This is a genomic window from Streptomyces malaysiensis subsp. samsunensis, assembly GCF_024519315.1.
GTDB lineage: Bacteria > Actinomycetota > Actinomycetes > Streptomycetales > Streptomycetaceae > Streptomyces > Streptomyces malaysiensis.
In genome coordinates, this window is record NZ_JANIIC010000005.1 from 124,782 (window position 1) to 139,503 (window position 14,722).

Below are 14,722 nucleotides of genomic sequence, written 5' to 3' on the forward strand. Positions count from 1 at the left end.
GCGGCCCCGTCCGATCCCTCAGGAGGGATGCGTATGACCACCACCGTTCCGGCCGGACCCGAGTCCGTGTTCACCTATGGCGCCCCGGCGCTGAAGTTCGGGCCGGGAGCGTCCGACGAGATCGGCTACGACCTCGCCCAGCGGGAGGTCCGCCGGGTACTCGTGATCACCGACGCCGGAGTGGCCGCCACCGGCGCACCGCACCGCGTCGCCGAACGGATGACGGCGTTCGGCATCGAGGCCCATGTCTTCGACGGGGTGCACGTGGAGCCCACCGACGTCAGCCTGCGGCAGGCGGCCGACCACGCGCTGGCGTCGGGCCCGTGGGACGCCTTCGTCGCGGTGGGCGGCGGCTCCAGCATCGACACCGCCAAGGCCGTCAACCTGCTCAGCACCAACCCCGGCGAGCTGATGGACTATGTCAACGCGCCGGTGGGCAGGGCGCTGGCGCCCGTGAACCCGCTCAAGCCGCTGGTCGCGGTCCCCACCACCACCGGGACCGGCTCGGAGTCCACCACGATCTGCGTGCTCGACGTCCTGGAACTGGAGGTCAAAACCGGCATCAGCCACGCCAGGCTGCGGCCCGCACTCGCGGTCATCGACCCCGATCTGACGTTCACCCTGCCCGCCGGGGTGACCGCCGCCAGCGGTATGGACATCCTGTGCCATGCGCTGGAGAGCTACACGGCCCGGCCGTACGACGCGCTGCCGCGCAAGCGCCCCGAGCAGCGCGTACCGTACTGCGGCGCCAATCCCATCTCCGACGCATGGTCGGAACGGGCCCTGCACCTGCTCGCACAGTCCTTCCGCACCGCGGTCCGCGACGGCGACGACCCCGGGGCACGGTCGGACATGGCCCTGGCGGCCACCTTCGCGGGGCTCGGATTCGGCAACGCGGGCGTACACATCCCCCACGCCAACGCCTACCCGATCGCCGGACGGGTGAAGGACTTCCACCCCACCGGCTACCCGGAGCACGAGCCGATGGTCCCGCACGGCATGGCCGTCTCGCTCACCGCGCCGGAGGCGTTCCGCTTCACCTTCGCCGCCCAGCCCGAACGGCACCTCCGGGCCGCGGAACTCCTCGCCCCGGAGATGGAACGCCCCGGCAACCTCGCCGAGTATCTGCCGGCCGCGATCGAGCGGTTGATGCGCGACATCGGCATGCCCAACGGCATCGGCGGTGTCGGCTACGGCAAGGGCGATATCCCCGCCCTGGTGGAAGGCACCATGAAGCAGCAGCGGCTGCTGGCCACCGCCCCGCGCGCGGTCACCGAGGACGACCTCGCCGGTATCCTCGACCGCTCCCTGTCGCTCTGGTGAGATGAGAAACCGTCGGCCGGCCATGAACTCGCCCGCGGGACCGGGCACCGCTTCGAGGTCAAGCCGATATGAAGCGCTACGGGGCCGGTCGCCTATGAAGCGCTACGGGGCCGGTCGCCAGCCCAGTGCCGGGGCGAGTTCGGTGGCGATGTCGGTGAGGATCTGGACGTAGTCCTCGTGGTCGAAGGTGAAGGGCAGCGCGAACGCGACCTCCTCGACCTCCCGGAAGGCGGCGTGCGAGGACAGCCGTTCGGCGATCTCCCCGGAGGTGCCCACGAGATCCGGCGCGAACATCATCCGCGCCGGACCCTGGGGCGTGGCGGTACGCGGCATCCGCTTCGCGACGTACTGCTCGTACTTCGCGCGCTGCTCCGGTGAGGCGCTGTCGGTGGGGATGACGACGAGTCCCTGGGAGACCCGGGCACGGTCGCCGTCGGGGTGGTGGGCGCGGAAGGTCCGGATGTGCGAGAGCTGGATCTCGGCGAAGTCCTCGGACTCCTCCGCCTTCACCACACTGCTGGTGAGCAGGTTCATTCCGTGCTCACCGGCCCACTGGGCCGACCGCAGGCTGCCACCGCCGTACCACATGCGGCGGCCGAGCCCCGGGGCGTGCGGCTGGACACGGTCGGAGAACACCTCGAAGCCCTCGACACCGCTGATGCCGGTGACCGGTTCGCCGCGTACGCAGTCCAGCAGCCTCCGCACCCGCTCATGGCTGAAGTCCTCGGTATCGGCGGTGTCGGGGTAGAGCGCGCCCTTGACGTGCTCGTAGTGATGCGGCGGACCGGCGCTGACCCCCGGGTTGAGGCGGCCCCCGGACAGGATGTCGACCGTCGCGAGATCCTCGGCCAGCCGCAGCGGGTTCTCCCATCCCAGCGGGATGACGGCCGTGCCCAGTTCGATGCGGCGGGTGCGCTGCGTGGCCGCCGCCAGAACGGCCAAGGGAGAGGAAATGCCGTATTGCAGATGGCGGTGGCGCACCCAGGCGCTGTCGAACCCCAGCCGCTCGCCCAGTTCGATGATGTCGAGTGTCGACTCATGGCCCCGGCGGGGGTCGGCCTCATCGAACAGCCCGATGGTCAAGAAGCCCAGCTTCCGCAAGGGTTTCGAGGTCAGCGGCACAGGGCTCCTCCAGCGTCCGCGGCGCACTCCGCCGCACACCATTGCCGTTCCATTGTCTCAGGCGGCCGATCGGGGAACGGGTCACCCGGCCCGTTCCCGCAGCCTGTGGAGCAGTTGGTCACCGATGCGGGCGACCTCCGGTTTGTACGGGGTGTCGGAGAGCACGAAGTGGGTGATGCCCAGCTTGCGGTAGCCGTTCAGCGCCTCGGCCACATCGTCGGGCGAGCCGACCAGCCAGGTGGTCGCCGCTCCCCCGCCGCCGACCTTGCCGGGGGTGGTGTAGAGGCAGGTGTCGAGCACCTCTCCGCGCTCGGCGAGGTCGAAAAGCCGCTGCTGCCCCACGGCCTTCCTGCGGTTTCCCGTCCAGGTCGCCGCGCCCTTGCCGGCCGCCATCTTCGCGACCTTCTCCTCGGCCGCGCGCCACGCCTCCTCGGTGGTGTCGCGCACCAGTGTGGTGATGCGCAGCCCGAATTCCAGCGGCTTGTGCCGGCGGCCCACCTGCTCGCTCATGGTCTTGAGCCGGTCGACGCGTTCGGCGATCCCGTCGAGTGGTTCACCCCAGAAGAGCTGCACATCGGCCTCGGCCGCCGACACCCGTTCGGCGGCCTCGGAGGCGCCGCCGAAGTAGAGCGTCGGATGGGGTCTGCCGTCGGTGGCGTACGGGCGGGGGGCGACCGTTGAGCCGGTGACCCGGAAGTGCTCGCCGTGGAAGGTGACGTCCTCCTCGGTCCACAGGCGCCGCAGGAGATACAGGAACTCTTGGGTGCGGGCGTACCGTTCGGGGGGTTCGACGGTGGTGTCCCCGTACGCGGCCGGGTTGTCCAGCCCGCTGACGATGTTGACCAGGACGCGTCCGCGGCTGAGCTGGTCGAGCGTGGCCGCCGCGCCGGCGAAGTTCGCCGGGTGCCAGTAGCCGGGACGGATCGCGATCAGGGGCTTGAACGTCGTGGTCCGGGCGGCCAGCGCGGTGGCGACGGTGAAGGTGTCCGGGCGTCCCCATCCGGTGCCCAGCAGAGCGCCGCCCCAGCCGTGCTGCTCCGCCGTACGGGCGAGGTCGGTGGAGTATTCGATGGATCCCCAGCCGGATGTGGTGTCGTCGCCACGGTGGCCCGGTTCGACGGTGTTGGGGATGTACCAGAGGAATTCCGGGCTCATGATGTTTCCTCTCGCTGCCCGGCGCCCGCCACCCCGCGGTCGGTGGTGGTGGTCACCGGGTGCCTCCCGTGGCGGTGAGGGCGGACGGGGTGGTGGCGGCGCGGTGGGCGAGCTCCTGGCGTACGAGGGGGATGAGGTGGCGGCCGTAGTCGATGGCGTCGTCGAGCGGGTCGTAGCCACGGATGAGGAGGGTGGTGGCGCCGATGTCCACATAGTCGAGCAGCGCCTGCGCGACCGTCTCCGGGGTGCCCACGAGGGCGGTGGTGTTGCCGCCCGCGCCGGTCGCGGTGGCGGTGGGGGTCCACAGGGCGCGGTCGTGGCGGTCGGCCTTGGCGGCGGCCGCGAGGAGCCGCTGGGACCCGGCGTTCTCGGGTGTGCGCTCGCCGTTCTGCTGGTGGAAGAACGGGCGTCCCGTCCCGGTCCTGATGGTGTCCAGGACGCGGTGGGCCCGTTCCCAGGCCAGTTCCTCGGTGGCCGCCAGGATCGGGCGGAAGGACACGCTGATCCCGGGCGTCCCGGTGCGTCCGGCGGCCGCCGCCGCGGCGCGTACGGAGGCGATCTGCTCGGCGGTCTCCGCGAGCGGTTCACCCCACAGCGCGAAGGTGTCGGCGTGCTTGCCGCCCACCCGGTAGGCGGCCTCCGAGGAGCCGCCGAAGTACAGCGGGATACCGGCCGCGCGGTGCGGCAGGACGTCGGAGGAGTAGTCCTCGAACCGGTAGTGGCGGCCCTCGTGGCTGAACGGCTCGGCGGAGGACCAGGCACGCCGCAGGATGCCCAGGTACTCGTCCGTGCGGTCGTAGCGCTCCTCCTTGTCCAGGTAGTCGCCATCCTTGCGCTGCTCGGCGTCGTTGCCGCCGGTGATGGTGTGCACGGCGACGCGGCCGCCGGTGAACCGGTCGAGGGTGGCGAAGCTCCGGGCGGCGAGGGTGGGGGCGACGAAGCCGGGGCGGTGGGCGATGAGCAGCCCGATCCGTTCGGTGCGGGCCGCCACATGCGCGGCCACCTGGGTTCCGTCGGGCCGGCGGGAGCTGTAGCCGATGAGGATCCGGTCGAAGCCCGCGTCCTCGTGGGCGCGGGCGAAGCGGGTGGTGTAGTCCGGGTCGATCGCGGGGCCGGTGGCGGGCCGGGTCTCGGAGACCTCCTGGGTCTCGATCATGCCGATGAACTCGACCGACGTCGCGGGCGATGAGGAGGGCGCGGACATGGTCAATTGCCTTTCGGGACGGTCGAGTTGGACGGGGCGGACGCGGTGGACACGGCGGAGGTGGCGGGCGCGGACCGGCGGGCCAGTGCCGCGCGGCCGGTGGCGGTGAGGACGGAGTCGTCCTGCGGGGTGTGCACACGGCCGCACAGCACATCCCGGTGGTGCCGCTGGAGCGGGTTGGCATGCGTGAGGCCGTGGTTCCCGACGAGCGTGAGGGCCTGGTCGACGGCGGTGATGGCCGCGCGGGTGCCGAGGACCTTGGCGGCGCCCGCCCGTTCGGCGGCCTCCGGGTCGCCCGCGTCGACGCGGGCGGAGAGCGCGTCCACGAGCGTGTCGGCGCCGATGAGGGCGGTCTCGATCTCTCCGACGGCACTCTGGAAGCGGGGCAGGGTCGCGAGCGGCGCGCCGAGGGCGGTGGGCACCCGCTCGTGCAGGAAGCCGATCAGCCAGTCGCGGGCGGCGCCCGCCACGCCGAGGTACAGCGCGGTCAGGCCGAGTGCGTTCCAGGCCCCGGTCACCGGGTCGGGGCGGGCGCCCGGTGTGTCGCCGGGCTCGGCGAGGCCGATGACATCGCCGGCCGGCACCGGTACGGAGTCCAGGACCACATCGTCGCTGCGGCTGGCCCGCAGACCGACATGGTCCCAGGTCGGCTCCACGGTCAGCCCGGGGCTGCCCGCGCGGACGATGAAGGTGCCGACGCGTACGGGCTCCCCGGCGCCGGGCTCGGTGCGCGCGAAGACCAGCATGCGGCTGAGCCCGACCGCACCCGTGGAGTAGATCTTCCGGCCCGTCAGCAGCCACTGGTCGCCGTCGCGCCGCGCGGTGGTGGCGGGCAGTCCACCGCGGACCGGGCTGCCGAGTTCCGGCTCCACGCGCAGCGCGTTGACCAGGGCCGGGCGCGTGGCCGACGCGGCGAGCAGATCGGCGTAGGCGGTGACCGGCCAGGCGGGCGTACGGGCCTCGGCGGCGTGGGTGAACAGCGTCATGGCCGTCACCAGGGCCACAGCCGGGTCGCCCGCGCCCAGAGCGCGCAGGATGCGGACGGTGTCGGCGAGCCCGGCCCCGGCTCCGCCGTACCGCGTGGCGACGGTGGCGGTGAGCAGCCCGGCCTCGTGGACCAGGGCGATCCCCTCGGTGGGGAAGGAGGCGTCACGGTCGTGTGCGGGGGCGCGGGCGGCCAGCGCCGCGGTGAGCGCGGGCAGCCGGTCGTAGTCCGGCGGTGGCAGGGCGGTGGGGCGGCGGGTCCGGTCGGTGGTGGAGGTCACGGGGTCTCCGAAGTGGCTGTCGCGTCGGCGGTGGTGGACGAGGGGTAAGGGATGCGGCACCCATGGCCGGCCCGGTCCTGGGGCCCGGTCCCCGGGGACGTGGTCATCGGACGCGGCGGACGCCGGGCCGTCAACGGCGGAGGGGACGCACACGGCCCGAAGCCGGGCCCGAGGGAGGTCTCCGTCGCCCCGGGGACGGCTGATGGCCCCGGGTTCAACGGGAGGTGAGGAGCGATTCCAGGCCGGTCCGGTGGCCGGTGAACGGTGACCGGTGGCCGGTGGAGGTCACCTACGGGGTGCCGGGCCCCCGGGGACGGTGCGGCCGCCGCTCAGCGACAGAGGGCGCTGGAGGTGCGCAGGAAGTCCACGTAGCGGCAGAGCACGCCCGGATGCGTTGAATGCATACCCCATATGGTCGTGACCGCAGGAGCCGCTGTCAATGGACACCTTTGGGTGTCTCATTGCGCGGAACCCCGACGACCTGCGCTTTTGTCAGCACGTCAGCCATCGGCCGTCAGTCGTCGGCCGTCGGCCCTGACGAGCCTCCCGGACAAACGCCGCCCCTACCCGGAGGGCACCTCGACGCCCAGCCGGACCAGCAGCCGTTCGCGCAGCACCGCGTACTCGGGAGTGCCGGGCCTGCGCGGCGCCGCAAGGTCCACGGGGAGGTCGGCGGCGATATGGCCCCCGTCCAGGACCACCACCCGGTCGGCGAGTGCGATCGCCTCGTCCACATCGTGGGTGACCAGCAGCACGGCGGGGCGGTGGCGCTCGTACAGACGGGCCAGCAGGGTGTGCATACGGGCCCGGGTGAGGGCGTCCAGCGCGCCGAACGGCTCGTCCGCGAGCAGCAGTTGGGGCTCGCGCACCAGGGAGCGGGCGAGCGAGACCCGCTGCTGCTCACCGCCCGACAGCTCCACCGGCCAGGCGTCCTCCCGCCCGGCCAGGCCCACCTCGGCGAGCGCCGTGCGCGCCCGCTCCTGTGCGTCCGCGCCGCTGAGCCCCAGCGTCACATTGGCCAGCACCCGCTTCCACGGCAGCAGCCGGGCGTCCTGGAAGACCACCGACACATGGTCGGGCGCGCTCAGTTCGCCCTCGCCACCGGCGTCGTGGTCGAGTCCGGCGAGGGCGCGCAGCAGGGTCGACTTGCCGGAGCCGCTGCGGCCCAGCATGGCCACGAACTCCCCTGCGCGCAGGCTCAGATCGAGCCCGTCCAGCACCCTGCGCTCGCCGAAGGCCCGTACGAGCCCGCTGATGCGGACGGCGGCCGTGCCGGTCTCCGGGACGGTGGCCGTCAGTCCGCCAGTGTGCGCCGCCATGACAGGGCCTTCCTCTCCACGAGTCGTACCAGTCCGTCGGAGAGCAGGCCCAGCAGTCCGTACACGACGAGCCCGACGATGATGATGTCGGTCTGTCCGTAGGTGCGGGCGAGCCCCATCATGTAGCCGATCCCGCTGGTGGCGTTGACCTGTTCGACCACGGCCAGGGCCAGCCAGGAGGCGGTCACGGCGAAGCGCATGCCGAGGAGGAAGCCGGGCAGCGCGCCCGGCAGCACGATGTGCAGCAGGAAGCGCGGGCGGCTCAGCCCGAGGGTCTCGGCGAGTTCCACATACCGGCTGTCGATGGTGCGCAGCGCGTTGTGGGTGTGGATGTAGATCGGGACGAGGGCGCCGAGGGCGATCGTGATGACCTTCATGGACTCCCCGATGCCGAACCACAGGATCAGCAGCGGGATGAGCGCGAGCGAGGGAATGCTCCGTTTGATCTGCACCGGGCCGTCGATCAACCCCTCGCCGAGTCTGCTGAGCCCCGCGATCAGCGCCAGTACGAGCCCGGCGGCCACCCCGTACGCCAGACCGGACAGCGCCCGCACGGCGGATGTCCACACATTGGACTGGAGCCTGCCGTCCGCGATGAGGTCACCTGCCGTGGTCACCACGGTCCAGGGGGCGGACAGGTTGCGCGGGTCGATGAGGCCGGTGGCCGAACCCGCCGACCAGATGGCGAGCAGCAGTACGGGGCCGATCGCCCTGCCGTACGGGATGGGCAGGCCGGGGCCGAGGCGGCGGCGCGCGAGCCCGCGCCGGGCGGTCCGGGACACCGGGGCGTCCTTCGCCGCCCTGACGAGGGCCGGCCGCCGGCCCGTGGTGTCCGTGGCGTTCGTGGATTCCGTGGTGTGCGTGTTCATCGTGGCTTCCCCGCCTCCGCGATCGCGTCGGCGGCGACCGACTCGTACCGGCGGTCGAAGAGCATGGCCGCGTCGAACTTCTTCTGGCCCGTCTCCTTCGCCAGCAGGTCCACCGTCTTCTGCTGGCGCGCGATGGCCGGTGTCCAGTCGGCCGGGATGTCCGGATGGCCGTTCTGCTTCACCAGGTAGGCGCCGTCCTCGCGGGTGAGACCCTGGTCCTTGACGTAGTAGCCGTCGATCCACCGCTCGGGGTGCCGGTCGATCCAGACCTCGGCCCGCGCCCAGAACCTGATGAACTCCCGTACGGCGGCGGCCTTCTGTGGATCCCGCACGGACTCGGTCGGCGCCCACAGATGCGCGGGGTCGTCCCGCAGACCGTGCTGGATGGTCTTCCCGCCGTCCTTGCCGTACTTCGCCGGATAGCGCTTGATGTTGACGCCGCCCAGTGGCGCCGCGTCCACCTGGTGGCTGCCGAGTGCGGTCGGGTACACATCCCCGGTGCTGGGCAGTTCGACCAGTCGCACATCGTTCTTGGTGAGCCCCGCCTTGGCCAGGATGCGCAGCACCAGCGCGCCCTGGGCCTGCCCCGGGCTGTAGGCGATCTTCTTTCCGCGCAGGTCCGCGAGGGTGTCGATATCCGCCCCGGGAGCGATGCCGAGTTCATAGACCGGATGCTTCAGCGGGTCCTCGCGGAACCTCGCGGCCACGAGTTTGGTGTCAAGGCCGGTCCAGTGGGCGTGTATCGACGGGATCTCCGCCGATGAGCACACATCCAGGGCATGCGCGCGAAATGCCTCGGAGCACTGTGGTCCGCCGCTGATATTGGCCCACTTGACCTTGAAGGGGAGCTTGTCGAGCTGTCCGGAGAGCTTCAGCGCCACCTGGATGTCCGGGGCGCCGACCGTGATCGTGGTGCTCGCTTTCGCCTTGTCCGGAATCTTGATGTGGGCGACGTTCTCACTGTCGGCGGTGGTCGGTGAGGTGGTGTTCTCGGCGCAGCCGGCCAGCAGCAGAGTGCAGGTCAGAGCGGCCATGGCGAGCGGGGCGTGCCTGGGCATACGGGTTCCCGAGTGCAGGGCGTACGGCATCGGCGCGTACGGGGATCAACGGGTGTCGCGGTGGGGGCGCGCGAGTGGGAGGTGTGTGTTCGCTGCTCGGGTTCAGCTACACAGCGCGGCGTCGAGGCGCATCAGATCGACGGGGCGCCGCCGCGTGAAGCGCGGGGAGATCGGCATGCCGCTGAAGCTATCCACGGTGTCAAAGGAGGGTCAAGCGTGCGTTCGCCCTTCCGGAGAGGGGCAATGACGACTTCGTACGGCTGCCATGTGCGCGTTACATCCACGCACACCTTTTGTCGCAGCTTTGACACTCAGCTTGTGCCTCACCTTTTGTCTCGGCGACCCGCATCCGGCCGGGACACCGCCGTTACCGCGACCGGCCGCCGGGCCGCACCAGGATCTTGATGTGGTCTCCGGTGCCGTCGAGAAGGGCCTGGAAGCCGCCCTCGACCAGGTCCTCCAGGTCGATGCGTCCGGTGATGAACCGGTCCACCGAGAGCCTGCCCGCCCTCAGGAGGTCGATGACGGGCCGGTGGTCGCCCGCGTAGCAGATGGTGCCCACCAGCCGCACCTCCTTGAGCACCAGGGGAATCATGTCCAGCGTCGCCGGATGGCTCCGGATGGCCACGTTGACGACGGTCCCGCGGGCCCTGACCGCCGCGACACATCCGGCCAGCGCGGAGTCGACTCCCGCGCATTCGAAGGCCACATCGGCCCCGGCGCCACCCGTGAGCCGCCTGACGCACTCGTCCACGTTCTCGGCGAGCGGGTCGATGGCCACGTCGGCTCCCGCTTCGAGCGCTCGGCCCCGGCGCCCGGCGGACGGTTCCACCACGGTGATGTGCCCGGCCCCGGTCGCCTCCAGCAACGCCACGATCAGCAGCCCGATCGGCCCTGCTCCGAACACCACGGCCCTGGCGCCCGGAGCGATCCCCGCCCTTGCCACGGCGTGGTGGGCGACGGCCAGCGGCTCGATGAGCGCACCGGTCTCGGTCGTCAACTCGCCGAGGGGAAAGACCAGTTCGCGGTCGACGACGATGTACTCGGCCAGGCCCCCGCCACCGCCCGCCAGTCCGATGGTGGCCGCCCGGTCACAGCTGTTGTGGTGCCCGGCCAGACACGGAGGGCAGGACCGGCACACCAGCCGCGGCTCGACGGTCACCCGCTCGCCCACGCCGAGGCCGTCCACATCCGGCGCCACTTCGGCGACCGTGCCCGCGAACTCATGGCCCAGGACGACCGGCGAGGTCTCCCCGGTCATCGGATGCGGCTCCCCTGGGACCGGGCAGAAGATGGGGCCGTCCAGATATTCGTGCAGGTCGGTGCCGCAGATGCCACACCAATCAACCTTGATCTTCACCGTGCCCGGCCGTACGGCCGGTTCCGGGATCTCCTCGATGCGTATGTCGCCTCGTCCGTGGAATCGAGCGGCCCTCATCCGTTTCCCGTCCGTTCGTCTCGTTCGGTGCCTGTCCGGGTTCCGGTCCGGCGTGGTTCCGTCCCGGCGCGGTTCCCCGCGCGGGTGGTCGCCGCGTTACGGCGTCGGGGCGTCGTCCCGCAGCAGACCGGCGTCCCGCAGGTCGTCCCACAGCCGCCGGGGGATCCGGGCTTCGAACAGCGCGGCGCTGCCGCTCTGCTGCTCGGGGGTGCGTGAACCGACACATACGCTCGCCACGGCGGGGTGGGTCGCGGCGAACCGCAGTGCGGCGGCGGGCAGGGCCACGTCGTGGGCGCGGCAGATGGCGTGGATCCGCGCCGTGCGCTCCAGGATCTCCGGGGGCGCGGGGGCGTAGTTGAACTTCGCTCCTGCGACCGCGCCGGTGGCGAGCACACCGCTGTTGTAGACCCCGCCCAGGATCACTCCGACGCCCCGCTTCTCGCACAGCGGCAGCAGTTCCTCCAGCGGATCCTGCTCCAGCAGGGTGTACCGGCCGGCCAGCAGCACACAGTCGGCGTCTGTCCGCCGGATGGCTTCCAGACACACATCCGTCTCGTTGACGCCGAACCCGATGGCCGAGACCACCCCTTCCTCACGCAGCCGCACCAGGGCGGGAAAGCCCTCCCCGACCGACTGGCGGAACATCTCCGGCTGGGCGTCGCCATGGGTGTAGCGGTCCACGTCGTGCATCAGCAGGATGTCGACGTGATCGGTGAGCATGCGCTGGAGGCTCTCCTCCACCGAGCGCATGATCCCGTCGTAGGAGTAGTCGTAGTGGGCGGCGAAGGGCGCGGGCTCCACCCACAGACCGGAGTCGAAGGTGCCGGGCGCGGCGGGGGTGAGCCGTCGGCCGACCTTGGTGGAGATGACGTACTGGTCGCGCGGGTAGCGGCGCAGCGCGTGGCCGAGGCGGTGTTCGCTGAGCCCGTGGCCGTACAGCGGAGCGGTGTCGAAGTGGCGCATCCCGAGGTCCCACGCCTGGGACACCATGTCCATGGCCGTGGATTCGCCGAAGGGGCGCAGGAAGTTGCCGATGGGGGCCGCGCCGAAGGACAGGGCGGTGGTGCGGACGGATGTCCGCCCGAGCGGCCGGGATTCGTTCACCCGCATGGGGACCTCCTTGAAGGGCTGGTCAGGCGCCGGATGCCCGGCGGCTGTCGATCTCGGTGGTGGCCTGGACCAGGACCGACGTCAGATCGCCGACGACGCCGAAGTCGGCGAGGCCGAAGATCGGCGCATCGGGGTCCTTGTTGACCGCGACGACGGTTCTGGACGAGCGCATACCGGCGATGTGCTGGATGGCTCCGGAGATGCCCGATGCCACGTACAGCTGCGGGGTGACCGTCACCCCGGTCTGGCCGACCTGGAGGGCGTGCGGATACCAGCCGGCGTCCACCGCGGCACGTGAGGCGCCCACGGCGGCTCCGAGGCAGTCGGCGAACGCCTCGACGGCGTCGAAGTCACCGCCCGTGCCGCGGCCTCCCGAGACCACGATGGAGGCGTGGGCGAGATCGGGGCGGCCGAGGTCCGCGCGGGACTCACGGCGGATGATCCGCGCCGCCTTCGCGGCATCGGACACCGCCACGTCCACGGTCTCGACCTCGATCGGGACGGTGGCCCCGGCGTTCTCCGGCGGGGTGAGGGAGTTGGGCTTCAGCGTCACGATCGGTGTGCCCTTGGTGATGCTCACCGTCGTGGTGAAGGCGCCGCCGAACACCGGCTTGGCCGTCTCGACGGCGCCGTCCTCGCCCCGGACGATGTCGCTCGCGTCGGTCACCAGACCCGAATCGGTCTTGATGGACAGCCGGGCGGCGACCTCCTTGCCCTCAAGGGTCGAGGGGATCAGCACCGCGGCCGGCCGTCTGGTGGCGACCAGGTGGGCGAGCGCCTCGGCCTTGGGCGCCACCAGGCAGTCGCGGTAGGCGTCGTCGTCGAGGACGTAGACCTTCGTGGCCCCGTACCGGGCCAGTTGCCCGGGGATGAGGCCGTCCTCGGCCCCGAAGTACACCGCGGAGGGCTCGCCGAGGCGGCGCGCGCAGGTCAGCAGCTCGGCCGTGGTCTTTCGGACGGCGCCGCCGATGTGGTCGACGACGACGAGGATCTCGCTCATAGCGCTTGTGGACCTTCCGGTTGGATCTGCGGACGGCTCAGACGAGCTTCTGTGCGACGAGGTACTCGGCGAGCCGCACTCCGCCCTCGCCCTCGTCGGACACGATCTGGCCCCCGGTGCGCGCGGGGCGGGCGGCGAACGCCGACACCCTGGTTCCGGCGGCCTCCGGGCCGACCTCCGGCGCGATGCCGAGCTCCGCCGGCGACCACGTTTCCACCAGCTTCCTCTTCGCCGCCATGATGCCCTTGAACGACGGGTAGCGCGGTTCATTGCTTCGGTCGGTCACACTCAGCACCAGCGGCCCCGACGCCTCGATGTGTTCGGTGGCGGTGTCGGATTCCCGGCGGATGGTGACGGTGCCGCCCTCGACGGTGACCTGCGAGGCGAGCGTCAGCTGGGGTACGCCCAGCCGCTCGGCCAGCATCGCGGGCACCACCCCCATGGCACCGTCGGTGGAGGCCATCCCGCACAGCACGATGTCGTAGCCGATCCTCCTGACCGCTGCGGCGAGCACCAGCGAGGTGGCCGCCGCGTCGGAGCCGTGCAGGGCGTCGTCGACGATGTGCACACCCTTGTGCGCCCCCATCTGAAGGCCGCGGGCGATGGCGTCGGCCGCCTCCTCGGGCCCGACGGTCACCACCGTCACCTCGCCCTCGTCGGCCTCGGTGATCCGCAGGGCCTCCTCGATGGCGTGCTCGTCGAGTTCGCAGAGCGTTCCCTCCACACCGGCCCGGTCCACGGTGATGTCGACCGCGCTGAACCTCCGGTCGGCGGTGGCGGGCACATACTTCACACAGACGACGATGTTCACTGTCGATGGCTCCTTGTCTCTCCCGGGGGTCCGGCCACGCGTCGCTGAGCGGTCATGCGACCGTCGCCCCCCGTCGCCGGTCCGCGGTCGCCGCGATCGCCATGATCACGATCGCGCCGTAGAGGATGGGCTGGAAGGCCGCGTTGATGCCGACGAGGTCAAGGCCGACCCGCAGCAGCGCGATGACCAGCGCGCCGCACAGGGTGCGCCCCACCCCGCCGATCCCTCCGGAGATGGCCGTGCCGCCCACGATGACCGCCGCGATGGCGGGCAGCAGCAGCGCGTCGGAGGTGGTGGCGCCCGCGGACTGGAGCCGGGCGACCTGGAAGACCGCGGCCAGACCGGCCAGGGCCGCGGAGGCGGTGAAGACCGCGATGACGATGCCACGGGTACGGATGCCGCTGTAGGCCGCGGCCCGCTCGTTCAGCCCGATGGCGCGGACGCGCCGGCCGATCGGCAGCGCCTTCATCCAGGCCATCAGCGCGAGGGCGGCCACCAGCACCAGCAGGTAGGAGATGGGCAGGCCGAAGATCCGGAAGAAGATCCACTCGATGGAGCCGTAGCCGTCCGTGACGAGGATCGAGTCGGCCCGCGAGGCGCTCAGCGACAGACCGGCGAACATCCCCAGGAAGCCGAGGGTGATGATGAACGAGGGCACCTGGGTGGTGGTGTGGATGACGCCGATCAGCGTTCCGCACAGCGCCGCGCCGACCACGACGAGCGCCACCGCGGCCGGGCCCCAGCTCCCCAGCCCGTGGGCGAGGACGACACCGGCGAGGCTCGCGAGTCCGGCGTTCGACAGATCGATACGTCCGGTCAGCACCACCAGGGCCTCGCCGATCGCGAGCAGGGTCAGTGGCGCGGCCTGCTCCAGCAGGGAGATCAGGCTCGCGGCCCGGAAGAACGAGGAGTCGTAGGCGCCGACGGCGACGACCAGCGCCGCGAGGACGAAGAAGGGTGCGGCACCGGCTTCGTGGAGCCGCCTGAACCGCGAGGTCCCCTCGGTGCCGGTCCGCGCCTCCGGTGGCGTCTGTGAGGTGGTGGCCAT

The 14,722-nt window shown here is 71.4% G+C and carries 13 protein-coding genes; 1 reads left to right on the forward strand and 12 read right to left on the reverse strand.

Annotated features, from left to right (window positions below):
- Positions 1–33 precede the first annotated feature (33 nt).
- Positions 34–1,323, forward strand: a complete 1,290-nt coding sequence (locus NQU54_RS06375) for a hydroxyacid-oxoacid transhydrogenase (RefSeq protein WP_257630188.1) — start codon at positions 34–36, stop codon at positions 1,321–1,323.
- Between the two features lie 102 nt (positions 1,324–1,425).
- Here NQU54_RS06375 and NQU54_RS06380 read toward each other — a convergent pair whose 3' ends face one another.
- The 12 genes from NQU54_RS06380 to NQU54_RS06435 form a co-directional block, all read right to left on the reverse strand.
- Positions 1,426–2,445: an LLM class flavin-dependent oxidoreductase gene (locus NQU54_RS06380; RefSeq protein ID WP_257630189.1), complete on the reverse strand. Its 1,020-nt coding sequence runs from the start codon at positions 2,443–2,445 to the stop codon at positions 1,426–1,428.
- An 81-nt stretch (positions 2,446–2,526) separates the two neighbouring features.
- Entirely contained in the window at positions 2,527–3,600 is a 1,074-nt protein-coding gene (locus tag NQU54_RS06385; protein ID WP_257630190.1) for an LLM class flavin-dependent oxidoreductase, read from the reverse strand.
- Between the two features lie 52 nt (positions 3,601–3,652).
- Positions 3,653–4,804, reverse strand: coding sequence for an LLM class flavin-dependent oxidoreductase (locus tag NQU54_RS06390; protein ID WP_257630191.1), 1,152 nt, complete (start codon positions 4,802–4,804; stop codon positions 3,653–3,655).
- A gap of 2 nt (positions 4,805–4,806) precedes the next feature.
- The gene (locus NQU54_RS06395) at positions 4,807–6,069 is read right to left on the reverse strand and encodes an acyl-CoA dehydrogenase family protein (RefSeq protein WP_257630192.1); all 1,263 of its coding nucleotides are present in this window, start codon (positions 6,067–6,069) and stop codon (positions 4,807–4,809) included.
- A 563-nt stretch (positions 6,070–6,632) separates the two neighbouring features.
- Complete coding sequence (locus NQU54_RS06400; protein ID WP_257630193.1) at positions 6,633–7,388, reverse strand: ABC transporter ATP-binding protein; 756 nt, start codon at positions 7,386–7,388, stop codon at positions 6,633–6,635.
- Positions 7,364–8,257 (reverse strand): ABC transporter permease, encoded by an 894-nt coding sequence (locus NQU54_RS06405; protein WP_257630194.1) that lies wholly within the window; start codon positions 8,255–8,257, stop codon positions 7,364–7,366. The genes NQU54_RS06400 and NQU54_RS06405 overlap by 25 nt, the downstream gene beginning before the upstream one ends.
- A complete protein-coding gene (locus NQU54_RS06410) occupies positions 8,254–9,315 on the reverse strand; it encodes an ABC transporter substrate-binding protein (protein WP_257630195.1) in 1,062 nt (353 codons plus the stop codon). The genes NQU54_RS06405 and NQU54_RS06410 overlap by 4 nt, the downstream gene beginning before the upstream one ends.
- A gap of 367 nt (positions 9,316–9,682) precedes the next feature.
- On the reverse strand, positions 9,683–10,753 hold the full coding sequence (locus tag NQU54_RS06415) for a 2,3-butanediol dehydrogenase (protein ID WP_257630196.1): 1,071 nt from the start codon (positions 10,751–10,753) through the stop codon (positions 9,683–9,685).
- A gap of 96 nt (positions 10,754–10,849) precedes the next feature.
- Positions 10,850–11,863 carry an aldo/keto reductase gene (locus NQU54_RS06420; RefSeq protein WP_257630197.1) on the reverse strand — a complete coding sequence of 338 codons (1,014 nt, stop codon included), beginning with the start codon at positions 11,861–11,863 and terminating at the stop codon, positions 10,850–10,852.
- Positions 11,864–11,885: 22 nt separating this feature from the next.
- On the reverse strand, positions 11,886–12,863 hold the full coding sequence (locus NQU54_RS06425) for an electron transfer flavoprotein subunit alpha/FixB family protein (protein WP_257630198.1): 978 nt from the start codon (positions 12,861–12,863) through the stop codon (positions 11,886–11,888).
- A 37-nt stretch (positions 12,864–12,900) separates the two neighbouring features.
- Positions 12,901–13,656 (reverse strand): electron transfer flavoprotein subunit beta/FixA family protein, encoded by a 756-nt coding sequence (locus tag NQU54_RS06430; RefSeq protein ID WP_257630297.1) that lies wholly within the window; start codon positions 13,654–13,656, stop codon positions 12,901–12,903.
- A 70-nt stretch (positions 13,657–13,726) separates the two neighbouring features.
- A complete protein-coding gene (locus NQU54_RS06435; RefSeq protein ID WP_257630199.1) occupies positions 13,727–14,722 on the reverse strand; it encodes an ABC transporter permease in 996 nt (331 codons plus the stop codon).

What these genes read in the sequence shown, in the direction of transcription:
- NQU54_RS06425 (WP_257630198.1), bottom strand. Translation starts at nt 12,863, where the DNA reads ATGAGCGAGATCCTCGTCGTCGTCGACCACATCGGCGGCGCCGTCCGA.
- NQU54_RS06405 (WP_257630194.1), bottom strand. Translation starts at nt 8,257, where the DNA reads ATGAACACGCACACCACGGAATCCACGAACGCCACGGACACCACGGGC.
- NQU54_RS06415 (WP_257630196.1), bottom strand. Translation starts at nt 10,753, where the DNA reads ATGAGGGCCGCTCGATTCCACGGACGAGGCGACATACGCATCGAGGAG.
- NQU54_RS06435 (WP_257630199.1), bottom strand. Translation starts at nt 14,722, where the DNA reads ATGGCCACCACCTCACAGACGCCACCGGAGGCGCGGACCGGCACCGAG.
- NQU54_RS06420 (WP_257630197.1), bottom strand. Translation starts at nt 11,863, where the DNA reads ATGCGGGTGAACGAATCCCGGCCGCTCGGGCGGACATCCGTCCGCACC.
- NQU54_RS06375 (WP_257630188.1), top strand. Translation starts at nt 34, where the DNA reads ATGACCACCACCGTTCCGGCCGGACCCGAGTCCGTGTTCACCTATGGC.
- NQU54_RS06385 (WP_257630190.1), bottom strand. Translation starts at nt 3,600, where the DNA reads ATGAGCCCGGAATTCCTCTGGTACATCCCCAACACCGTCGAACCGGGC.
- NQU54_RS06410 (WP_257630195.1), bottom strand. Translation starts at nt 9,315, where the DNA reads ATGCCCAGGCACGCCCCGCTCGCCATGGCCGCTCTGACCTGCACTCTG.
- NQU54_RS06390 (WP_257630191.1), bottom strand. Translation starts at nt 4,804, where the DNA reads ATGTCCGCGCCCTCCTCATCGCCCGCGACGTCGGTCGAGTTCATCGGC.
- NQU54_RS06400 (WP_257630193.1), bottom strand. Translation starts at nt 7,388, where the DNA reads ATGGCGGCGCACACTGGCGGACTGACGGCCACCGTCCCGGAGACCGGC.